Source organism: Pseudomonas sp. 3-2 (genome assembly GCF_019710535.1).
GTDB classification, from domain to species: domain Bacteria; phylum Pseudomonadota; class Gammaproteobacteria; order Pseudomonadales; family Pseudomonadaceae; genus Aquipseudomonas; species Aquipseudomonas pharyngis.
Window position 1 is genome coordinate 4,204,925 of record NZ_CP081200.1, and the last position, 19,232, is coordinate 4,224,156.

Here is a 19,232-nt window from a genome sequence, read left to right on the forward strand (position 1 = left end):
GCCAGCTCGAAGGCTGGCTTATGGTGTGTGCTTCTAACGCAAAAACAATCAGTCGGCTTTTGGAGCTTCTACCGGCTTGACCGCTTCTTCGTAAGAGACCGATTTGTCGGTCACGCTAGCTTTCTGCAGAACAGTATCCACAACTTGTTCTTCCAGCACAACCGAACGAACTTCGTTCAGTTGCTGGTCGTTCTTGTAGTACCAGGACACGACCTGCTCAGGCTCCTGGTAAGCCGAAGCCATTTCCTGAATCATTTCACGAACGCGGGCTTCGTCTGGCTTCAGATCGAACTGCTTGACCACTTCGGCCACGATCAGACCCAGGACAACGCGACGCTTGGCTTGTTCTTCGAACAGCTCGGCCGGCAGTTGGTCTGGCTTGATGTTGCCGCCGAACTGCTGGACAGCCTGCACGCGCAGACGGTCAACTTCGTTGGACAGCAGAGCCTTAGGCACTTCGATCGGGTTGGTGGCCAGCAGACCGTCCATGACCTGATTCTTGACCTTGGATTTGATCGCCTGACGCAGTTCACGCTCCATGTTCTTGCGAACTTCGGTGCGGAAACCGTCGATGCCGCTTTCCTTGATGCCGAATTGAGCGAAGAACTCTTCGTTCAGCTCTGGCAGCTTTGGCTCGGAAACGGTGTTTACAGTCACAGTGAACTCGGCGGTTTTGCCAGCCAGGTCCAGGTTCTGATAGTCCTCTGGGAAGGTCAGGTTCAGAACGCGCTCTTCGCCGGCTTTAGCGCCGACCAGGCCTTCTTCGAAGCCCGGGATCATGCGGCCGGAACCCAGTACCAGCTGAGTGCCCTTGGCGGAACCGCCAGCGAACACTTCGCCGTCAACCTTGCCAACGAAATCGATGTTCAACTGGTCTTCGTTCTGGGCAGCACGATCGGCCACTTCGAAACGGGTGTTCTGCTTGCGCAGGATGTCCAGCATCTTGTCCAGATCGGCGTCAGCCACGTCAGCGCTCAGACGCTCAACGGTGATGCCTTCGAAGCCGGCAACGGTGAACTCAGGGAACACTTCGAATACGGCTACGTATTCCAGGTCCTTGCCAGCTTCGAGCGACTTAGGCTCGATCGACGGCGAACCGGCCGGGTTCAGCTTCTGCTCAACCACAGCTTCGTAGAAGGAGGACTGGATCACGTCGCCGATCGCTTCCTGGCGCGCATCAGCACCGAAACGGCGCTTGATTTCGCTCATTGGCACTTTGCCTGGACGGAAGCCAGCAATCTTGGCCTTTTGGGCAGTCTGCTGCAGACGCTTGTTGACCTGAGTCTCGATGCGCTCAGCCGGCACGGTGATGCTCATGCGGCGCTCAAGAGCAGTAGTATTTTCAACAGAAACTTGCATGGATATTCCTCGTTGCACAGACGTTAGCCGGCCGTTTCCGACCCAAGAATCAAGGGCAAGCATTCTAGTAGGTCAAACTCAAGAAGTCACCCTACTGAAAACGGGTAAAAAAACAGCAGGCCATTTGAAGACGGGGACAAACGGTTGCGCCTCGCCCTGTTAGCAAATACAGCCAATTCAAGCCAGGGCTCTGCGCCAACCTCTTCTATATATAGAGGCGGTTGAATCATCTCCCTGACAGCCAACCTCGCAAGCAAGGCCGGCGGACAGCGCAGCATCATCGAGCAACATTAATACGACGAAGCACCCTGCCCTGCGACCCGAAACCTGCAGCCGCCGAAATCCGAAACCGTAAAACAAAAAAGGCGCCAGACTGTTAAATCTGGCGCCTTTCGGAATATGGGGTGGACGATGGGGATCGAACCCACGACAACGGGAGTCACAATCCCGTGCTCTACCAACTGAGCTACGCCCACCATATTGCGTGCCAAAGAAGCCAAACAACTTCTTTGTAGAACTTCACCCGGCCAATGGCATGAATGAAGCTTTGATTGGTGCGGATGAAGAGACTCGAACTCTTACGCCTCGCGGCGCTGGAACCTAAATCCAGTGTGTCTACCAATTCCACCACATCCGCAGATGAAGCTTTTAAAGCAAAGGCGCCAGACTGTTACATCTGGCGCCTTTCGAAATATGGGGTGGACGATGGGGATCGAACCCACGACAACGGGAGTCACAATCCCGTGCTCTACCAACTGAGCTACGCCCACCATATCGCGTTACTTGTGCCAATGCTGCCTAATGGCGCACCCGGCAGGACTCGAACCTGCGACCATCCGCTTAGAAGGCGGATGCTCTATCCAGCTGAGCTACGGGCGCCTTGTTAGCTGTACCCTTGGAGGACTACAAACTAAGTGCTTTCCAGTCTCGCAAAACGTTGATTTCGCTCGACCTTCTTAACCAGTGCTAGGCTGTGCCCGACAAGTGCGACGAATAGTATAGAGCGACCTGAAGGTCGTCAAATCCTTTTTGAAAAAAATTCATTTAATTAAAGGGCTTAGGGGAATTTGCTGACCAAGCGCCTTTGCCCTCACCGTTTGACATGCGAGAATGCGTTCTCTTTTTTTCCCCTCTCGATGGTTAATCACGCGCAATGACTGCACAACTAATCGACGGCAAATCGATCGCCGCCAGCCTGCGCCAGCAGATCGCCCAACGGGTTGCCGAACGTCGCCAGCAAGGTCTGCGCACGCCAGGCCTCGCGGTGATCCTGGTCGGCAGCGATCCTGCCTCTCAGGTTTATGTCTCGCACAAGCGTAAAGACTGTGAAGAGGTCGGCTTCCTCTCTCAAGCCTACGACCTGCCTTCCGAAACCACTCAAGAAGCGCTGACCGATCTGATCGATCGACTGAACGACGACCCGGCAATCGACGGCGTTCTGCTTCAACTTCCTCTGCCAGAGCACCTGGACGCCTCCAAATTGCTGGAACGCATCCGCCCGGACAAGGACGTCGACGGTTTCCATCCTTATAACGTCGGTCGTCTGGCCCAGCGTATTCCGCTGCTGCGCCCCTGCACCCCGAAGGGCATCATGACCCTGCTGGAAAGCACCGGTGCCGATCTGTACGGGATGGACGCAGTCGTTGTCGGCGCTTCCAACATCGTCGGTCGCCCGATGGCAATGGAACTGTTGCTGGCCGGTTGCACCGTGACCGTTACCCACCGCTTCACCAAGGATCTGGCCGGACACGTCGGCCGCGCAGACCTGGTGGTCGTGGCCGCCGGCAAGCCGGGCCTGGTCAAGGGCGAGTGGATCAAGGAAGGCGCGATCGTGATCGACGTCGGCATCAACCGCCAGGAAGACGGCAAACTGGTGGGTGATGTGGTCTACGAGACCGCCCTGCCCCGCGCCGGCTGGATCACTCCGGTACCCGGCGGCGTCGGCCCGATGACCCGTGCCTGCCTGCTGGAAAACACCCTCTACGCGGCAGAAACCCTGCACGCCTGAGTCGCGTTTTCCGCGCTCCGAGAACCCCGCCTTGTGCGGGGTTTTTCATGCCCTCGAAAAAACCTTTACCGTTCGCCGGAAACCCCTATTTTTACAGGGCTTTTCACGACTTTTTCATGCCTTGCGGACAACCATCGACAGTTCTTCAACCATACTCCTACAATGCGTCGTTTTTACGACACAGGCCGTTACAAAGAACGGCATTTCCAACCTTCATGAGTTCGCCCGCGTGAATATTCGTCTGTCCATCCTGAGCCTGGTTTTTGCATTTTCAGGCACGCTCCTCACGCCAACGGTCAACGCCGCCGAAACCACCGCCGCCCCTCGAGACGCTTCGCAATTGAAGATTGCCTCCGGCAGCGCCCTGCTGATGGATCTGCAGACCAACAAAGTCATTTATTCCAGCAACCCGGACGTGGTGGTGCCCATCGCTTCCGTGAGCAAATTGATGACCGGTTTGGTAGTGGTCGAAGCGCACCAGAACATGGACGAATGGATTGACGTCGACATCAGCCACACGCCGGAAATGAAAGGCGTATTTTCCCGCGTCAAGCTGCGCAGCGAACTGCCCCGCCGGGAGATGCTGCTGATTGCCCTGATGTCCTCGGAAAACCGCGCCGCCGCCAGCCTGGCTCACCACTACCCGGGCGGTTACGCGGCATTCATCGCCGCGATGAACGCCAAGGCCAAGGCGCTGGGCATGACCAGCACACATTTTGTGGAGCCCACCGGCCTGTCCGAGCGCAACGTCTCCACCGCCCGCGACCTGAGCAAGTTACTGGTGGCCGCGCACAAACAGCCGCTGCTCATCGAGTTGACCACCACCAAGGAAAAGACCGTCTCGTTCCGTAAACCCAATTACACCTTGGGCTTCCGTAACACCGATCACCTGGTCAACAAGGCCGACTGGGATATCCGCATCACCAAGACCGGTTTTACCAACCCTGCCGGTCACTGTCTGGTGTTGGTGACCCGCATGGCCAACCGCCCGGTCGCCCTGGTGATTCTCGACGCGTTCGGCAAATACACTCACTTCGCCGATGCCAGCCGCATACGCAGTTGGGTGGAAACCGGCAAGAGTGCCAACGTCCCCGCCGTGGCTCAGCAATACAAGGCCGACAAAAACCTCAAGAGTCGCCAGAGCGGCGTGATCGAAGCGTCCAAGTAATCCGTCCCCCCATGAAAAAGCCCCGAATCGTCGGGGCTTTTTCATTTATGCACTCAGTCGTTGGGCAACGGCATCTTGTCGTCATCGGGAATGCCATCACCAGCGCTCGGGTCGCGGGAATGCTCCGGCGTCACCACCGCCGGACGCGCCAGCGGATCGCGCAGCGGGCTCTCCGGATCCAGCACCGGATCGACTTCCGGCTCGGGGGTGGTTGGCACACTGTCAGGCTTGTGGTCATCGAAACTCGAATCGGTACTCATACGCACCTCGCTTCAAGGCTTGAGATCAGCCAAGGGATCGTAAGGCTTGGACGGACGCTTGGGGTCATCGCCAGGCTGCACATCCTTCGGCGCCTTCGCCGGGCCAATGGGATCAACTTGCGGATCGTCCAGATCAGGCGAGTCCGGATCGAAGCCCAGGTCGTCGCCGCTGCCATGCTCGGAAGAATGCGGCCCGCTGGGTGAAGTTGGAATTGCCATGTTCGCCTCCTGATACTGGCCCGTAAAACACGGGACGCTACAGTTCAGAAGCGCATCCTCCATCAGGGTGCCCGACAGGCGACGAACGGAACCTCAATGCGCCGCCAGCGCCTTCCTCGCCTGTGCCGCTTCCCGCTCCTGCCCGGCTTGCGCCAGTGCGTCGGCAGCCTTGAGCCAGCGCTGTTGGTCGACCGCCGCCGGTATCTGCGTCGGCTTCTGGATCAACACTGCCCAGCCGCCGGATTTTTCCAGGGCCGACTCGAACGAGCTGAAGCTCATCAATTCACGGCGATTCATCCCGGCGCGCAGCAGCACCTTCTGCTTCAAGCGATCGTAGCCGGACAGGATCGCGTAACGCGGCTCCGCCCAAAACGCCGAACCTTCGCTGAAACGCACCATCACCGGATACCCGGCCGCCACCTGAGTCAGCAGCGCCGGCAAGTTGCTGTCCAGCGGATACACGACCATGCCGTATTCACGGGCAAGGTTCTGCAGATTCTGTTGCAATTTGTCCTCGGCGCCCGGCAAGCGCAGCGGTTTTTCCAGCAGACCCGGCGTGATCACGATGCCCTGCTGCGACAGCAGGCTGGCCAGCACTTGCGGCCCGCTTTGATAGGCCTCCCCGCGATAGAACGTACCGCTAAGCTCGACCCGCTCCGGCAGGCGCTTGACCTCCGGCGCCACACTGCCCGCACACCCCACCAATGCTGTCACGCAACCGGCCACCAGCAGCGCCGCGCGGATCCGGGAAAATAGCTGCACCATCATCACTCTCTTGATCAGTTACCGGTCATCGTGTTCCGGCTTGGTCGAGGATCATAGGACGGCGCCACGCTGCGGTATAGCCCAAAGCGGCAGATGCATCGGTTGCATAGAGCGAACTGATTGGTCACCACCGACCTTCGGTCAATAGCTTGAAACACACCAGCGACTAGACTGTCATTCAGACAAGAGCCAAAGAAAGCGCGCCCGACGCAGGGCAAAGAGGAGGCACAGATGAGCCTGACCATGACCATCGTAATGCTGATTGCCGGCTGGCTGGCCGTTGCCGCCGCCATGCTGTGGGGCGTGTTGCGGATTTCCCGCCGCCATCACCACCCGGTTCAACCTGCACCGAACAGGAAGATCGATAAACACGACGCCCGTCACGCCACCGCGCACTGATTTTCCGTAACCGACTCCAACAAAAAGGCCGCCTGGACTCTCGCAAGTTCAGGCGGCCTTTGGTTTTCCAGCGATTACGCTTCGGCAGTCAGTTTCTTCTGCTTGGCGCGGCGCGACATCATGTTCAGCACTTCAATCGCAGCCGAGAACGCCATGGCGGCATACACATAACCTTTCGGTACGTGGGCGCCAAAGCCTTCGGCGATCAGCGTCATACCGATCATGATCAGGAAGCCCAGAGCCAGCATGACCACCGTCGGGTTGTCGTTGATGAACTTGGCCAGCGGGTCAGCTGCAAACAGCATCACCAGCACCGAGACCACAACCGCAATCACCATGATCGGCAAGTGTTCGGTCATGCCGACAGCGGTAATGATGCTGTCGATCGAGAACACCATGTCCAGCATCAGGATCTGCCCGATGGCGGCGGCGAAGCCCAAGGTCACCTTCGACGTCGCGGTCTTCGGATCTTCCGGTGCCGGGTCCATGCTGTGATGGATCTCGGTCGTCGCCTTCCACAACAGGAACAGGCCGCCGGCGATCAGGATCATGTCCTTCCAGGAGAACGCGTGGCCGAGGATCTCGATGACCGGCGCGGTCAATTGAACGATGAACGCAATGGTGCTCAACAGGGCCAGACGCATGATCAGCGCCATGCCGATCCCCAGACGACGAGCCTTCTGCCGGTACTGCTCGGGCAGCTTGTTGGTCAGGATCGAGATGAAGATCAGGTTATCGATGCCGAGCACGATTTCCATCACCACCAGTGTGGCCAAGGCAATCCATGCGGTCGGGCTGGAAGCGAGTTCTAACAGGTATTCCATGGGTCAGTCCTGACTCTGTGTAAGACGGTTTAGATTTCCTGGGAGGACGATTCGGATTTTTCTTCGTCGTCTTTCGGTTCTTTCTTGCTGATCAGATTGCCGGTGGCATCGCTGAGCGCCTGCTCGGCGGCTTTGTGCGTGTCATCGATGGCTTGCTTGGCCGCTTCAGCCGCCTGCCCCATCAGTTGCTGGGCGCTCTTTTCGGCCTGATCGCAACCGGCCAGTACCAGTAAAGACGCGATCAATAACGCCGTAGTTTTTAGTTTCATGATGCTTCCCTCGATAGAACAGACAGCGCCGTACAGGCCAGCCGTCGATGGCTGGGCATTCTAGGGAGACAAACACTTCAGGAAAATTCGTATTTTTAGCGGCTATACTTCGATTTATACGAACTGTATTGGACGGACCGAACCCCATGCTCAATTACCGACAACTGCACTACTTCTGGGTGGTGGCCAAGACCGGCAGCATCGTGCGCGCCTGTGAGCAACTGAACCTGACGCCGCAGACCATCAGCGGGCAGATTTCCTTGCTCGAACAGACCTATGGCATCGAATTGTTTCAACGGGTCGGACGGCAATTGGAACTCACCGAGGCCGGGCGTCAGACCCTGCCCTACGCCGAGCAGATGTTCCAGCTCGGCGGTGAACTGGAGCTGATGCTGCGCGCCCAGCCCAATGAACAGCAGATCCTGTTTCGGGTCGGCGTGGCGGACGTGGTGCCCAAATCCATCGTCTATCGCCTGATCGCGCCGACCATGGAGTTGAGCGAACCGCTGCGCATCACCTGCCGCGAAGACAAGCTCGAACGCCTGCTGGCGGATCTGGCAATCCAGCGCCTGGACCTGGTGATCTCCGACAGCCCGATGCCCTCGCACCTGGACATCAAGGGCTACAGCCAGAAGCTAGGCGAATGCGGGATCAGTTTCTTTGCCACCGCCGAACTGGCCGCGCAATACGGTCAGGATTTTCCCCGCAGCCTGCACGGTGCGCCGCTGTTGATCCCCGGCGCGGAAACCGTGGTGCGCAGCCGTTTACAGCGCTGGTTCGCCGAGCAGCAGATTCAGCCGAGGATTGTCGGGGAGTTCGATGACAGCGCCCTGATGCAGGCGTTCGGCCAGTCCGGCAGCGGGATTTTCATCGGCCCGAGCGTGATTGCCGATGAGGTGAAGCGCCAGTACGGCGTCGAGTTGATCGGCCAGACCGATGCGGTGAGCGAGTCGTTCTACGCGATCTCGGTGGAGCGCAAGGTCAAGCACCCCGGCATCAAAGCGATTACCGAAGGTGCCCGACGCGAGCTGTTTACAGCCTTTTAAGCCGGCGCGCAGACGTCGCGCGGCTTGAGCACCATCAGCACCATGGCGAGGAAAATCGACAGCAGGATGAACCCGGCGGCGGCGAAACCCACAAAGCCCAGACCGGCGCTGTCGATCACCCGACCACCAATGATCGCGCCCAGGCCGATCCCGAGGTTGGCCCCGGCAATGTTCAGCGACGCGGCGAAGGCCGGCGCCTCAGGTGCGGCTTTCATCAAGCGCACATGGCTGACCAGAAACAGCGCCGCTTGCGTCACGCCCCAGATGCCCATCGCCGCCGCCAGACCCAGCGACGAATTGATATTCGGCACCAGCGCCACCATCCCCGGAATCATGAACGCGCAGAACATCACCGAAGCCATCAGTGGATGGCGATCCACCGCACGACCGCCCAGCGAGTTGCCGATCAGACCGACCGCGCCAAAGCCCATCAGGCACCAGCCGACCACGGTGCCATTGAAGCCGGCCAGCCTTTCGAGAATATCCGCCAGATAGGTGTAGGCGGTGAACATGCCGCTGAACACCAGGATCGACAGCAACACATGGCCGAGCATCAACGGGCTGCGCAGGATCTTGAACTGCGAGGCGAAACTGACCTGATGCTGGTGCAGGCTGGTTTTCGGCAGATAGACAAACAGCAGCAGCGCCTTGGCAAACGCGATCACCGCCAGAATGGCGAACGCGCTGCGCCAGCCGAACGCATCGGAAATCAGCGTACCGACCGGAATGCCGAACACGGTGGCGCAGACAATGCCGAAGCCGATCTTGGCGATCGCGCGACCGGCGAAGTCCGGGCCGACGATATCCACCGCCGTTTCGCTGGCCAGCGCCCAGAACACCGGCAACCCCAACGCCGGGATCAACCGGGCAATGGCCATGACCCAGATGTTCGGCGCCAATGCCGCCACGGTATTGGCCAGGCCAAACATGATCAGGATGGTGATGAACAGTTTGCGGCGCTCGAAGCGGGCGAAATACGCGGTCAGAAAAGGACCGAACATCGCTACGGTGAAAGCGAATAGAGTCACCAGCAACCCGGCTTGCGGGATGGTGACGGCCAGGTCGCGGGCAATCGCCGGCAGCAGGCCGACGATGACGAACTCCGTGGTCAGCACCGTAAACCCGGCGGCGGACAACAGAAGGATGGGCAACAGCATGAGGAACTCCAGCAAAACGACGACACCAGCGTTGACCCGAGGGCCCGCTGGCAGAACTTGAAAATAAGGATGCGCAATCTTAACAGAGTGTTTCCCGAGTGACTTGCACAAACCTGTCTAAGTTGTAGAGGGATCCGGTGGCAGATCGTCACAGGCCTGAAGGAATCGGACGACCCTGTGATAAAGTCCGCGCCCTGCAAAACGTACACCCTGTTCAGCCACCCGTTTAACGGCGTGGCTGGCGCGTCAGTCCTTTCGGTTTGTGTCCGTGGCCTGCCCCCGATCAATCGCCCGGATCACGCAACCTTGCACCCTATAAAAACAGAGATGCCGTTCATGACCGCTTCATCCCCTTCTCTATTGCAACGTCTTAAAAGCCTCAGCCTGGTCACCCAGATCCTGATCGGCCTGATTGCCGGCATCGCCCTCGCGCTGTTCGCGCCGGAAGCGGCCAAAGGCACGGCCTTCATCGGCAAAGTATTCGTCTCGGCCCTGAAAGCCGTGGCGCCGATCCTGGTGTTCGTGCTGGTCATGGCCTCGATCGCCAACCACAAGCACGGCCAGGAAACCCACATCCGGCCGATCCTGTTCCTTTACCTGCTGGGCACCTTCGCCGCTGCCGTGGTCGCGGTGATTGCCAGCATGATGTTCCCGTCGCATCTGGTGCTGTCCACCGACAACATCGCGGTGAGCGCGCCGGGCGGCATCAGTGAAGTGCTGCAAAGCCTGTTGCTGAGCGTGGTCGACAACCCGGTGAGCGCACTGATGAACGCCAACTTCATCGGCATTCTGGCCTGGGCCATCGGCATGGGCGTGGCGATCCGGCACGCCGGCGACACCACCCGCGAAGTGCTGGGTGATCTGTCCAACGGCGTGACGCTGATTGTCCGGGTCGTGATTCGCTTCGCACCGCTGGGCATTTTCGGTCTGGTAGCGTCGACCCTGGCCACCTCCGGGTTTGGCGCATTGATCGGTTATGCGCACCTGCTGGCGGTACTGCTCGGCTGCATGCTGTTCGTGGCGCTGGTGATGAACCCGCTGATCGTGTTCTGGAAGCTGCGCCGCAACCCGTACCCGCTGACGCTCCAGTGCCTGCGTGAAAGCGGCATCACTGCGTTTTTCACCCGCAGCTCGGCGGCGAACATTCCGGTCAATCTGGAACTGAGCAAGCGCCTGGGCCTGCATGAAGACACCTACTCGGTATCGATCCCGCTCGGCGCCACCATCAACATGGCCGGCGCGGCGATCACCATCACCGTGCTGACCCTCGCCGCCGTGCACACCTTGGGCATTGCCGTGGACATCCCGACCGCGATCCTGCTCAGCGTCGTCGCTGCGATCTGCGCCTGCGGTGCCTCGGGCGTGGCCGGTGGTTCGCTGCTGTTGATCCCGCTGGCGTGCAGCCTGTTCGGCATCCCGAGCGAAATCGCCATGCAGGTGGTGGCCGTCGGTTTCATCATCGGCGTGCTGCAGGATTCGGCCGAAACGGCGCTGAACTCCTCCACCGACGTGCTGTTCACCGCCGCCGCGTGCCTGGGCGAAGAGCAGAAAGCCCAGCGCCCGGCGTAAAAAACCGGCGCAACAAAAAGCCCGCCAAGGCGTAAACCTTGGCGGGCTTTTTGTTGCAGAACGTTTTAGAACGCGCCCATGTAATCGCGCTTGCCCACTTCCACACCGTTGTGACGCAGCAGTGCGTAGGTGGTGGTGACGTGGAAGAAGAACTGCGGCAGACCGTAGCTCAGCAGATAAGCCTGGCCGCTGAAGCGCTTCTCTTTCGGGGTGCCCGGGCGAGTCACGATCTCGATGCCTTCCTTGCCATTGATCTGCTCTGGCTTGATCTCGCCGATGAAGGCCAGAACCTTGGCGATCAGCGCTTGCAGCTCGGCGAAGGTGGTTTCGGTGTCGTCGTATTTCGGGATTTCGATTTCGGCCAGACGCGAGGAAACGCCTTTGGCGAAGTCCACGGCGATCTGCACCTGACGCACCAGCGGGAACATGTCCGGGTACAGACGCGCTTGCAGGAAGGCGTTCGGGTCGATGTTTTTCTCGGTGGCGTGGGCTTCAGCCTTTTTCAGCACATCGCTCACGGCGTTGAGCATTTGTTGAAAAACCGGGACGGATGCGGCGTACAGGGAAATGGTCATGGCAGTCTCACGTAGTGGCTGGTTGAATCGTGGGGGCGATTATAGCCATGCTCGCGGGCGGCGCGGCTTGTCTTTTATCCAGCAAGGATTAGGCTAGGCGCCTTCGACTGCAGAGGGAACGCGCGATGACCACAGAATTTGAAACCCGCTCCGACGAACCACGGCTCAACGCCACGGAAATCCGCATTCTGGGCTCGTTGATCGAGAAACAGGCTACCAGCCCGGAAACCTACCCGTTGACCCTCAACGCACTGGTGCTGGCCTGCAACCAGAAAACCAGCCGGGAGCCAGTGATGAACCTGACCCAGGGCCAGGTCGGCCAGAGCCTGCGCGCCCTCGAAAGCCGCGGCTTCACCAAACTGGTGATGGGCAGCCGCGCCGACCGCTGGGAGCACAAGGTCGACAAGGCACTGGAGCTGGTGCCGGCGCAATTGATCCTGACCGGGCTGATGTTCCTGCGCGGCCCGCAGACCGTCAACGAACTGCTGACCCGCAGCGGTCGCATGCATGAGTTTGAAGACGCCGAACAAGTGGTGCATCAGCTGGAACGCCTGATCGCCCGGGAGCTGGCGGTGTTGATTCCACGTCAGGCCGGCCAGCGCGAAGATCGTTATACCCACGCGCTGGGCGATCCGGCGGACATCGAGGCGATTATCGCGGCGCGGCAGAACCCGAGTGATCGCGGGGCTGCCAGCGGTGTGTCAGTGGAGCGCATCGAAGAGCTGGAAGCGCGGATTGCGGCGCTGGAAGAGCGTCTGGCCCGTCTCGAAGAATAAGTGCACCGGGGACGGTGTTATTCGCCGTCCCAGTAATCCACCCCGTCCGCCTGCCGCGCCACCGCCACGAAGCCCGAGGCATTGCCTTCGGCATCGACGCTGAAGTTGTCCATCACCGCGTATTTGTTGGAATCCGGGTACTCGCAGATTTCCGGTTGCTGCTGGGTGCTGACCGCCAGATAGCGCAGTTCCGCAGCACTGCTGTTGATGATCTGGTGCGCTGCTTCCGGGCCGCCCGGCGGGCAGGCGATCACGTCGCCGGCCCGGATCGGGAAACGTTCGGCGCCGAGGCGCACTTCCCCTTCCCCGGCCACCACGTAAAACATTTCCTCATTGACCCGATGACTGTGAAACGGACTGCCGCGCATGCCTGGCGGCAATGCATACAGCCGATAACCGAGTTTCTGCGCGCCAAGTTGCTGGCCGACCCGGGCGAACTTCTGCTGATAACGCCCGGCAGTTTCGCCCTCGGGGGCCAATGATTCGGGGAGTGGTTCGAGTTCGACGTCATTCAGGTTGAGAATGGGCGGATGCATGCAAACCTCGGCTTTTTTGTGATGGGCAAGTCTGTGCTTGCCGAGCCGCCAGTATAGGCAAACTGTTCGGATCAAAAACCATGTCGCGGCCTTCGCGAGCAAGCCCGCTCCCACAGGGGAAATGCATTTCAATGTGGGAGCGGGCTTGCTCGCGAAAAGGCCCGGTCAGGCACCGCACGACCCAAGCTCTTTAGCTGCGGGCAAACGCCACCGCCGCATCGAACTGCTCGACCGTCGGCCGCACGCCGGTGTACAGCACGAACTGCTCCAGCGCCTGGATCGCGATCACTTCCAGCCCGGTGATCACCTTTTTACCTTCGGCACGACCGCGCACGATCAGCGGGGTTTCCGAGGGGATCGCCACCACATCGAACACGGTGTCGGCAGACTTGATCACATCCACCTCAAACGACAGTTGACCCGCTTCCGGGCCACCGTCCATGCCGACAGGGGTCACGTTGATCAGCATCTGCGGGCGCTCGTCGCCCAGTTCCGCCTGCCAGCGATACCCCAGGGAGTCCGCCAGCGCACGCCCGGCGCGTTCGTTGCGGGCGACGATCAAACCGTTTTTGTAACCGCCATCGCGCAAGGCACTGGCCACAGCCTTGGCCATGCCGCCGCTGCCGCGCAGGGCGAAAGTCGAGTCCTTCGGCACCGCGTGGGTGTCCAGCAACTGGGCGATGGCGATGTAATCGGTGTTGTAGGCCTTGAGATGGCCGTTGGTGTTGACGATGGTGTTGATCGACTGGATCGCCGCCGCCGAGGCGTCCAGTTCATCAACCAGCGCAATGCTCGCTTCCTTGAACGGCATCGACACGCCGCAACCGCGAATCCCCAGCGCGCGGATCCCGCCGACCGCACCGGGCAGGTCCTGGCTGCTGAACGCCTTATAGTAGAAATTCAGGCCCAGTTGTTCATACAAATGGTTATGAAACCGCAGACCGAAATTCCCGGGACGCCCAGACAGGGACATGCACAATTGGGTGTCTTTGTTGGGGTTCATCTGCATGGGAGGCTCCTTCGAATGCACTTTCGGATGGACGGGATTAGCCAGGCCATCGGGTTCTGAACGATGATTAGGCGGTCTGTTCCGGGCATCACAGTCGATGCCGCAAGCTCGGTAAACAAACCGGTACAGACCTTACACAAAATTTACCCAGCGGCCGTGCTGTTTTTCAAAATGTTGCTGTCTTAGAAGTATCCCCGCGCCATTCCGGGCCTGTTGCAGGTTCGGACGCCGGGTCGAAGAACCGAGGAATTATCATGATTCGTAAACTCCCCATCGTGGCCTTGTTGATTGGTGCATTCGCGATCACGGGTCAGGCAGAAGCCCACGGCGGTGGCTGGCAGGGCCCGGCGGTATTTGGTGCGATCGTCGGCTCGGCCATCATCGGCTCGGCGCTCATCAACCAGGATCGCCCGGTGTATGTCCAACAGCCTGTTTACGCTCAACCGGCTCCGGTCTACGTGCAGCAACCGCCGCCACCGGTTTATTACCAGCCGGCCCCGGTCTATGTGCAGCAACCGGTCTACGTCCAACCGGCCCCGGTGTATTACGGCCCGCCGCGTGGTTATTACGGCCGGCCACACTACTACGGTGGCCCGCGCTGGTAACCGGCACACAAGGGCCCCGCTTGTTAGCGGGGCTTTTTATTGCGCGCATATTATTGCCGGCGGAAAAGCCAACCGTCCGTCGGCCAAGGTCTGAAAAAATCTCGCCAAGGTCGCTGTGGGGACAGTTTGAACCGTTAAAGTCGGCATGATGGACTCGACCGTCGGGGGCAACACACAAACGGTCATCTATTTGTCATGACGGAACCGCACTCTGAATCCGTCCGCAAACAACAGGTTGATAACAACAAGGACGACTTGAATGCCTACACAGAATCCGCACCGCATCGTCGGTTTATGCACCTCGAGCAAGGTCTACAACGCCCTGACCGAACTCAAGCACCTGGAAGGCCACCGCACGGCGAAGTTTCTCTCGTTGCTGGCAGAAAACCTGGTGCGCAAGGGTTTTCTCAACGAACACGAGATCGTGCACATGCTCGATCAAGTGGTGGATTGAGCCAGCCCTCAGCGGCGTCAATGACCACTATCGAAAGCGTTGATTGTCCCTGAAACGGCCAATTCCCTAAGGTAGCTCCACAGATTGATGGAGGTACTTTTCATGGCTCAGGTTCAAATCATGTCCGTTGTCGGCAGCGCCGTTCCCGCATCGCTCAGAGAGCTGGGGCTGCTCGCCTGCTGGTATCTGGTGCGCGACGGCGAGCCGGTCAGCGGCCCGCTCACGTCCTTGCCGGCGGCTCAAGCGCTGTCGCAACAACTGCTCAGCGGCCCGTTCAAGGCTTAAGGCAGCTGCACTTTCGGTTTGCTTTCGATGAACAGCGCCCAGCTCGACATGAACAGGGCCGCGATCAGCGGCCCGATCACAAAGCCGTTCAGCCCGAACACCGCCAATCCGCCCAGGGTCGAGATCAGGATCATGTAGTCCGGCATCCGTGTGTCCTTGCCCACCAGGATCGGGCGCAGCAGGTTGTCCACCAGACCGATCACGAACACCCCGAACAGCCCCAGCACCACGCCCTGCCAGATCATCCCGCTGAGCAGGAAGTAAACCGCGACCGGCACCCAGACAATCCCCGCGCCCACCGCCGGCAGCAACGACAGAAACGCCATCAATACCGCCCAGAGCAACGCACTGGGAATGTCGAGAAACCAGAAAATCGCCCCGCCCAGCGCACCCTGCGTGATCGCCACCAGCAGATTGCCCTTCACCGTGGCGCGTACCACGCGATTGAATTTCAACTGCAAGCGACGCTTGTGATGCTCCTCCAGCGGTATCGCTGTGCGCACCTTGCGCGCCAGTTCGGCGCCGTCGCGCAGGAAGAAAAACAGCAAGTACAGCATGATGAAAAAACTCACCACGAACTCGAATGTGCCCTGGCCGAAACTGAACGCCTGGCTCGCCAGCGCCTGACTGCCCTGCATGGCGGTCTTGACGATTTTTTCGCGCAAGGCATTGAGTTCGCCCATGCCGAAGCGGTCGAGCAAGTGCTGAAAGTAAGGCGGCAGGCTGTGCTTGAACTGCGCCAGATAAGCGCCGATATCGAGCTTGCCGCTTTCGATATTGTCGTAAAGCGTCGCCCCTTCCTGCACCAGCAGCACACTGAGGACGATCACCGGCAAAATCGCGATCACCAGGCAGATGCTCAAGGTACACAGTGATGTGAGGTTGCGTTGCCAGCCGAATTTCAGTTGCAACTGGCGCTGCATCGGTGCGAACAGGATGCCGAGGATCACCGCCCAGAACACCGCACCGTAGAACGGCAGCAGGATCCAGATGAAGGCGACCGTCACCAGAAACAGCAGCACGGTGAGGGATTTGAATTGCAGACTCTTTTGGTTCATGTCCGGTCCAGGTCAGTCAGGCGCCACCCGCGCCCGTCCCGTTTAGTCAGCCAGCGTCAGCACGAGTGCCCTGTTTCTTCATTGAGCATAGATCCAGATCAATAAACCCTCGGCGCAACTGCTCTACCCTGCCGCGCTTTTGCGACCGACGCCGCCATGACGACCTCCTTCACCCCCGAACTGCTCGCCCCCGCCGGCACCCTGAAAAACATGCGTTACGCCTTCGCCTACGGGGCCGATGCGGTGTACGCCGGCCAGCCACGCTACAGCCTGCGGGTGCGCAACAACGAGTTCGATCATGCCAACCTGGCGCTTGGCATTCGCGAAGCCCAGGCCCAGGGCAAGCGCTTCTACGTGGTGGTCAACATCGCGCCGCACAACGCCAAACTGAAGACCTTCCTCAAGGACCTGGCGCCGGTGATCGAGATGGCGCCGGACGCGCTGATCATGTCCGACCCCGGCCTGATCATGCTGGTGCGCCGGCACTTCCCGCAGATGCCAATCCACCTCTCGGTGCAGGCCAACACGGTGAACTGGGCGAGTGTCGAATTCTGGCAACAGCAGGGCTTGAGTCGGATCATCCTGTCCCGTGAATTGTCGCTGGAAGAGATCGGCGAAATCCGCGAGCAAGTGCCCGGCATGGAACTGGAAGTGTTCGTCCATGGCGCGCTGTGCATGGCCTATTCCGGCCGCTGCCTGCTCTCGGGTTACATGAACAAACGCGACGCCAATCAGGGCACCTGCACCAACGCCTGCCGTTGGAAATACTCGGCGCAGGAGGCCACTGAAAATCAACTCGGTGAAATCGTGCAGACCTTCGAACCGCAACCGACCCTCGGCCTCGGCGCTCCCACCGATCAGGTGTTCCTGTTGCAGGAAGCCAACCGCCCCGGCGAGCTGATGCCGGCCTTCGAAGACGAGCACGGCACCTACATCATGAATGCCAAGGACCTGCGCGCGGTGCAGCACGTCGAGCGCCTGACCCGCATGGGCGTGCACTCACTGAAGATCGAAGGCCGGACCAAATCGCACTTCTATTGCGCGCGCACCACCCAGGTCTATCGCCGGGCCATCGACGATGCGGTGGCCGGCCGCGAATTCGACCGCAGCCTGATGACCGATCTGGAATCCCTCGCCCAGCGCGGCTACACCGAAGGCTTCCTGCGCCGGCACGTGCATGACGAATACCAGAACTATCAGAACGGCAGCTCGGTGTCGGAGCGTCAGCAGTTCGTGGGTGAACTGACCGGCGAGCGCCGGGATCGTCTGGCCGAGGTCAAGGTTAAGAACCGATTTGCGCTGGGCGATCATCTGGAACTGATGACACCTAAGGGCAATTTCCATTTTGATCTGCATGAACTGCAGAACCTCAAGGGCGAAGCCATCGACGTGGCGCCGGGGGACGGGCACACGGTGTATCTGCCGATTCCGGATGCGGTGGATTTGCGCTTCGGCTTGTTGATGCGCGATCTCGGCGCTGTTTAAAAGCATCAAAAAAACCCGGCAATCAGCCGGGTTTTGTTCAGCGCCTGTCATCGGACAGCGGTGTCGGCTCGTCAGCCGGCGGTATGTCTTCATCGGACGACGGATCCTTCCAGTCTTCCGGCCGGTCGGCATCGCTCAACGGGTCGCGCCCGGGCATGACGCCCGGCGGCATCTCGTGATCGGCCAGAGTCGGCTCATCCGTACCGGGGACTTTGCGGGTAGGGTCGGTTGGGGCCGTGCCTCCCTGAAACAGCGTATCGTCAGCCATGATTGCACCTCAGAGCATGAGGCCCGGAAGATCCGGGTCGTACTCGTTGGAAGTGCCGCCCCACAGGGCGTGCTATCGAACAGACCAGCGGCATTCAGCTCGTGGCCGAAAACCGGTCTCGACTGTTGGTCAGATGCAACCACATTGCTGCGCGCGCCGCGTCCGCGTCCTGACGTTTGATGGCGTTGAAGATCGCCTCATGCTCAAGATTCGCCAGTTGCCCGAGCTTGCTCAAATCCACCGCCCCGCGCTCGGCCGCATTGACCCGGGTGCGCGGGATCATCGCGCTGCCAAGGTGTTGCATGATTTCGGTGAAGCAGACATTGCCGGTGGCTTCGGCAATCAGCAAGTGGAAGCGCCGGTCGGCTTCGACGCAGCTGTCGTTATTGGCCAATAGACGCTGATAGTCGTCCAGCGCCTGACGCATCTGCACCAGTTGTTGCTCGGTGCGGCGCTGCGCGGCCAGCGCCGCCGCTTGCGTCTCCAGGCCCATGCGCAGCTCGAGAATACTGCGCACCCCCAGCGCGGTGTCGACATTCAGCCGCAGCCCCTGCTCCGCTGCGCGTTCGATCACGAAGGTGCCGATACCATGCCGCGTCTCCACCAGCCCCGACGCCTGCAATTTTGAAATCGCCTCACGCACCACAGTGCGACTGACGCCGTGTTCCTGAACGATCGAGTTTTCCGACGGCAACTTGTCACCGGGCAGCATCTGACCGAGCAGGATGCTCTGGGTCAGTTTTTCCACCAGGTCGTGGGCCAGGTTGTGCGCGCGTTTACGGGCGGGGGCGTCGAAGTCGTCTTGCATGGTCGGTTCCGGTGATCGGGGCAAACCGATCGTAGCATTGGCGGCAATGACTTGTATGAGCTCCTATGAATTCCGGGATCCAACTTGTATGACAACACTCAATTTTAGCTAGAGAATCTTCCACTGCGCCGAGCAGTCGCCCCACTTGCACTGGAACAAAACGCTCTACTACGCGTGCCAAAACCCCTACAAAAGCCAACAAACACGGCGCATAAAATCTGAAAAAGCATAAAAACCCTTTCCGGTGGACAAATTTGATTGAGCACTCCCGCTTGTAGGACAAAAAAATCTAGTTGTATGATGTCTATCAACAACGCAACACCAGCCACA

The 19,232-nt window shown here is 59.7% G+C and carries 23 protein-coding genes and 4 tRNA genes; 10 read left to right on the forward strand and 17 right to left on the reverse strand.

Going from position 1 to position 19,232, the window contains the following annotated elements:
* Positions 1 to 48: 48 nt before the first annotated feature.
* From tig to K3819_RS18945, 5 genes are all read right to left on the reverse strand, one after another.
* Positions 49 to 1,359 carry a trigger factor gene (tig, locus tag K3819_RS18925; RefSeq protein ID WP_064597869.1) on the reverse strand — a complete coding sequence of 437 codons (1,311 nt, stop codon included), beginning with the start codon at positions 1,357 to 1,359 and terminating at the stop codon, positions 49 to 51.
* Positions 1,360 to 1,759: 400 nt separating this feature from the next.
* A tRNA-His gene (locus K3819_RS18930) sits at positions 1,760 to 1,835 on the reverse strand.
* Positions 1,836 to 1,911: 76 nt separating this feature from the next.
* Positions 1,912 to 1,996, reverse strand: a tRNA-Leu gene (locus tag K3819_RS18935).
* Between the two features lie 57 nt (positions 1,997 to 2,053).
* Positions 2,054 to 2,129: transfer RNA gene (locus K3819_RS18940), tRNA-His, on the reverse strand.
* Between the two features lie 32 nt (positions 2,130 to 2,161).
* Positions 2,162 to 2,238, reverse strand: a tRNA-Arg gene (locus tag K3819_RS18945).
* Positions 2,239 to 2,512: 274 nt separating this feature from the next.
* On the opposite strand from K3819_RS18945, the gene folD reads away from it, so the two are divergent.
* Both folD and pbpG read left to right on the forward strand, forming a co-directional pair.
* Positions 2,513 to 3,367, forward strand: coding sequence for a bifunctional methylenetetrahydrofolate dehydrogenase/methenyltetrahydrofolate cyclohydrolase FolD (folD, locus tag K3819_RS18950; protein ID WP_011335038.1), 855 nt, complete (start codon positions 2,513 to 2,515; stop codon positions 3,365 to 3,367).
* Between the two features lie 229 nt (positions 3,368 to 3,596).
* Complete coding sequence (gene pbpG, locus K3819_RS18955) at positions 3,597 to 4,535, forward strand: D-alanyl-D-alanine endopeptidase (RefSeq protein WP_011335039.1); 939 nt, start codon at positions 3,597 to 3,599, stop codon at positions 4,533 to 4,535.
* Positions 4,536 to 4,588: 53 nt separating this feature from the next.
* On the opposite strand, the gene K3819_RS18960 is transcribed toward pbpG, so the two are convergent.
* From K3819_RS18960 to K3819_RS18970, 3 genes are all read right to left on the reverse strand, one after another.
* Entirely contained in the window at positions 4,589 to 4,795 is a 207-nt protein-coding gene (locus tag K3819_RS18960; protein ID WP_007951563.1) for a hypothetical protein, read from the reverse strand.
* A 12-nt stretch (positions 4,796 to 4,807) separates the two neighbouring features.
* Positions 4,808 to 5,014, reverse strand: coding sequence for a DUF6021 family protein (locus K3819_RS18965; protein WP_221397708.1), 207 nt, complete (start codon positions 5,012 to 5,014; stop codon positions 4,808 to 4,810).
* Between the two features lie 93 nt (positions 5,015 to 5,107).
* Entirely contained in the window at positions 5,108 to 5,779 is a 672-nt protein-coding gene (locus K3819_RS18970; protein ID WP_085612720.1) for a peptidase C39 family protein, read from the reverse strand.
* A 231-nt stretch (positions 5,780 to 6,010) separates the two neighbouring features.
* Here K3819_RS18970 and K3819_RS18975 point away from each other — a divergent pair, with 231 nt between their 5' ends.
* Positions 6,011 to 6,178, forward strand: a complete 168-nt coding sequence (locus K3819_RS18975) for a hypothetical protein (protein WP_172829492.1) — start codon at positions 6,011 to 6,013, stop codon at positions 6,176 to 6,178.
* Between the two features lie 74 nt (positions 6,179 to 6,252).
* Here the strand turns inward: K3819_RS18975 and K3819_RS18980 are convergent, their stop codons facing one another.
* Together K3819_RS18980 and K3819_RS18985 are read right to left on the reverse strand one after the other, a co-directional pair.
* Positions 6,253 to 7,002 (reverse strand): TerC family protein, encoded by a 750-nt coding sequence (locus K3819_RS18980; RefSeq protein ID WP_039767626.1) that lies wholly within the window; start codon positions 7,000 to 7,002, stop codon positions 6,253 to 6,255.
* A 29-nt stretch (positions 7,003 to 7,031) separates the two neighbouring features.
* Complete coding sequence (locus K3819_RS18985; RefSeq protein WP_039767627.1) at positions 7,032 to 7,271, reverse strand: hypothetical protein; 240 nt, start codon at positions 7,269 to 7,271, stop codon at positions 7,032 to 7,034.
* 146 nt (positions 7,272 to 7,417) lie between these two features.
* Between K3819_RS18985 and nhaR the strand changes: the two genes are divergently transcribed.
* Positions 7,418 to 8,317 (forward strand): transcriptional activator NhaR, encoded by a 900-nt coding sequence (gene nhaR / locus K3819_RS18990; RefSeq protein WP_064380824.1) that lies wholly within the window; start codon positions 7,418 to 7,420, stop codon positions 8,315 to 8,317.
* Here the strand turns inward: nhaR and K3819_RS18995 are convergent.
* Positions 8,314 to 9,474: an MFS transporter gene (locus K3819_RS18995; protein WP_007951570.1), complete on the reverse strand. Its 1,161-nt coding sequence runs from the start codon at positions 9,472 to 9,474 to the stop codon at positions 8,314 to 8,316. The two genes, nhaR and K3819_RS18995, sit on opposite strands and share 4 nt — an antisense overlap.
* A gap of 336 nt (positions 9,475 to 9,810) precedes the next feature.
* Between K3819_RS18995 and sstT the strand changes: the two genes are divergently transcribed.
* Entirely contained in the window at positions 9,811 to 11,043 is a 1,233-nt protein-coding gene (sstT, locus tag K3819_RS19000; protein ID WP_064600897.1) for a serine/threonine transporter SstT, read from the forward strand.
* 65 nt (positions 11,044 to 11,108) lie between these two features.
* Here the strand turns inward: sstT and K3819_RS19005 are convergent, their stop codons facing one another.
* Entirely contained in the window at positions 11,109 to 11,618 is a 510-nt protein-coding gene (locus K3819_RS19005; protein ID WP_007951572.1) for a DUF1993 family protein, read from the reverse strand.
* 125 nt (positions 11,619 to 11,743) lie between these two features.
* On the opposite strand from K3819_RS19005, the gene K3819_RS19010 reads away from it, so the two are divergent.
* Positions 11,744 to 12,394, forward strand: coding sequence for a YceH family protein (locus K3819_RS19010; RefSeq protein ID WP_085612722.1), 651 nt, complete (start codon positions 11,744 to 11,746; stop codon positions 12,392 to 12,394).
* 17 nt (positions 12,395 to 12,411) lie between these two features.
* On the opposite strand, the gene K3819_RS19015 is transcribed toward K3819_RS19010, so the two are convergent.
* Together K3819_RS19015 and K3819_RS19020 are read right to left on the reverse strand one after the other, a co-directional pair.
* A complete protein-coding gene (locus K3819_RS19015; RefSeq protein ID WP_085612723.1) occupies positions 12,412 to 12,930 on the reverse strand; it encodes a cupin domain-containing protein in 519 nt (172 codons plus the stop codon).
* Between the two features lie 190 nt (positions 12,931 to 13,120).
* On the reverse strand, positions 13,121 to 13,939 hold the full coding sequence (locus K3819_RS19020; RefSeq protein ID WP_221397709.1) for a shikimate 5-dehydrogenase: 819 nt from the start codon (positions 13,937 to 13,939) through the stop codon (positions 13,121 to 13,123).
* A 254-nt stretch (positions 13,940 to 14,193) separates the two neighbouring features.
* Here K3819_RS19020 and K3819_RS19025 point away from each other — a divergent pair, with 254 nt between their 5' ends.
* The 3 genes from K3819_RS19025 to K3819_RS19035 all read left to right on the forward strand — a co-directional run bounded on the left by K3819_RS19025 (position 14,194) and on the right by K3819_RS19035 (position 15,283).
* A complete protein-coding gene (locus tag K3819_RS19025) occupies positions 14,194 to 14,544 on the forward strand; it encodes a hypothetical protein (RefSeq protein ID WP_007951578.1) in 351 nt (116 codons plus the stop codon).
* A 259-nt stretch (positions 14,545 to 14,803) separates the two neighbouring features.
* On the forward strand, positions 14,804 to 14,998 hold the full coding sequence (locus K3819_RS19030) for a hypothetical protein (protein ID WP_007951579.1): 195 nt from the start codon (positions 14,804 to 14,806) through the stop codon (positions 14,996 to 14,998).
* A gap of 102 nt (positions 14,999 to 15,100) precedes the next feature.
* Positions 15,101 to 15,283, forward strand: a complete 183-nt coding sequence (locus K3819_RS19035; protein ID WP_064597883.1) for a hypothetical protein — start codon at positions 15,101 to 15,103, stop codon at positions 15,281 to 15,283.
* Here K3819_RS19035 and K3819_RS19040 read toward each other — a convergent pair.
* Positions 15,280 to 16,341, reverse strand: a complete 1,062-nt coding sequence (locus tag K3819_RS19040; RefSeq protein WP_039767635.1) for an AI-2E family transporter — start codon at positions 16,339 to 16,341, stop codon at positions 15,280 to 15,282. The genes K3819_RS19035 and K3819_RS19040 overlap by 4 nt on opposite strands.
* A gap of 156 nt (positions 16,342 to 16,497) precedes the next feature.
* Between K3819_RS19040 and yegQ the strand changes: the two genes are divergently transcribed.
* Positions 16,498 to 17,826: a tRNA 5-hydroxyuridine modification protein YegQ gene (gene yegQ, locus K3819_RS19045; RefSeq protein WP_221397710.1), complete on the forward strand. Its 1,329-nt coding sequence runs from the start codon at positions 16,498 to 16,500 to the stop codon at positions 17,824 to 17,826.
* Between the two features lie 37 nt (positions 17,827 to 17,863).
* Here the strand turns inward: yegQ and K3819_RS19050 are convergent, their stop codons facing one another.
* On the reverse strand, positions 17,864 to 18,094 hold the full coding sequence (locus K3819_RS19050) for a hypothetical protein (RefSeq protein ID WP_064597887.1): 231 nt from the start codon (positions 18,092 to 18,094) through the stop codon (positions 17,864 to 17,866).
* Positions 18,095 to 18,188: 94 nt separating this feature from the next.
* Positions 18,189 to 18,902, reverse strand: coding sequence for a FadR/GntR family transcriptional regulator (locus K3819_RS19055; RefSeq protein ID WP_221397711.1), 714 nt, complete (start codon positions 18,900 to 18,902; stop codon positions 18,189 to 18,191).
* Between the last annotated feature and the right edge of the window lie 330 nt (positions 18,903 to 19,232).

What these genes read in the sequence shown, in the direction of transcription:
- K3819_RS19055 (WP_221397711.1), bottom strand. Translation starts at nt 18,902, where the DNA reads ATGCAAGACGACTTCGACGCCCCCGCCCGTAAACGCGCGCACAACCTG.
- folD (WP_011335038.1), top strand. Translation starts at nt 2,513, where the DNA reads ATGACTGCACAACTAATCGACGGCAAATCGATCGCCGCCAGCCTGCGC.
- K3819_RS18970 (WP_085612720.1), bottom strand. Translation starts at nt 5,779, where the DNA reads ATGGTGCAGCTATTTTCCCGGATCCGCGCGGCGCTGCTGGTGGCCGGT.
- yegQ (WP_221397710.1), top strand. Translation starts at nt 16,498, where the DNA reads ATGACGACCTCCTTCACCCCCGAACTGCTCGCCCCCGCCGGCACCCTG.
- K3819_RS19015 (WP_085612723.1), bottom strand. Translation starts at nt 12,930, where the DNA reads ATGCATCCGCCCATTCTCAACCTGAATGACGTCGAACTCGAACCACTC.
- sstT (WP_064600897.1), top strand. Translation starts at nt 9,811, where the DNA reads ATGACCGCTTCATCCCCTTCTCTATTGCAACGTCTTAAAAGCCTCAGC.
- K3819_RS18965 (WP_221397708.1), bottom strand. Translation starts at nt 5,014, where the DNA reads ATGGCAATTCCAACTTCACCCAGCGGGCCGCATTCTTCCGAGCATGGC.
- K3819_RS19050 (WP_064597887.1), bottom strand. Translation starts at nt 18,094, where the DNA reads ATGGCTGACGATACGCTGTTTCAGGGAGGCACGGCCCCAACCGACCCT.
- K3819_RS18980 (WP_039767626.1), bottom strand. Translation starts at nt 7,002, where the DNA reads ATGGAATACCTGTTAGAACTCGCTTCCAGCCCGACCGCATGGATTGCC.
- K3819_RS19005 (WP_007951572.1), bottom strand. Translation starts at nt 11,618, where the DNA reads ATGACCATTTCCCTGTACGCCGCATCCGTCCCGGTTTTTCAACAAATG.
- K3819_RS19025 (WP_007951578.1), top strand. Translation starts at nt 14,194, where the DNA reads ATGATTCGTAAACTCCCCATCGTGGCCTTGTTGATTGGTGCATTCGCG.
- nhaR (WP_064380824.1), top strand. Translation starts at nt 7,418, where the DNA reads ATGCTCAATTACCGACAACTGCACTACTTCTGGGTGGTGGCCAAGACC.
- K3819_RS18975 (WP_172829492.1), top strand. Translation starts at nt 6,011, where the DNA reads ATGAGCCTGACCATGACCATCGTAATGCTGATTGCCGGCTGGCTGGCC.
- K3819_RS18995 (WP_007951570.1), bottom strand. Translation starts at nt 9,474, where the DNA reads ATGCTGTTGCCCATCCTTCTGTTGTCCGCCGCCGGGTTTACGGTGCTG.
- K3819_RS19030 (WP_007951579.1), top strand. Translation starts at nt 14,804, where the DNA reads ATGCCTACACAGAATCCGCACCGCATCGTCGGTTTATGCACCTCGAGC.
- tig (WP_064597869.1), bottom strand. Translation starts at nt 1,359, where the DNA reads ATGCAAGTTTCTGTTGAAAATACTACTGCTCTTGAGCGCCGCATGAGC.
- K3819_RS18960 (WP_007951563.1), bottom strand. Translation starts at nt 4,795, where the DNA reads ATGAGTACCGATTCGAGTTTCGATGACCACAAGCCTGACAGTGTGCCA.
- K3819_RS19035 (WP_064597883.1), top strand. Translation starts at nt 15,101, where the DNA reads ATGGCTCAGGTTCAAATCATGTCCGTTGTCGGCAGCGCCGTTCCCGCA.
- K3819_RS19020 (WP_221397709.1), bottom strand. Translation starts at nt 13,939, where the DNA reads ATGCAGATGAACCCCAACAAAGACACCCAATTGTGCATGTCCCTGTCT.
- K3819_RS18985 (WP_039767627.1), bottom strand. Translation starts at nt 7,271, where the DNA reads ATGAAACTAAAAACTACGGCGTTATTGATCGCGTCTTTACTGGTACTG.
- K3819_RS19010 (WP_085612722.1), top strand. Translation starts at nt 11,744, where the DNA reads ATGACCACAGAATTTGAAACCCGCTCCGACGAACCACGGCTCAACGCC.
- K3819_RS19040 (WP_039767635.1), bottom strand. Translation starts at nt 16,341, where the DNA reads ATGAACCAAAAGAGTCTGCAATTCAAATCCCTCACCGTGCTGCTGTTT.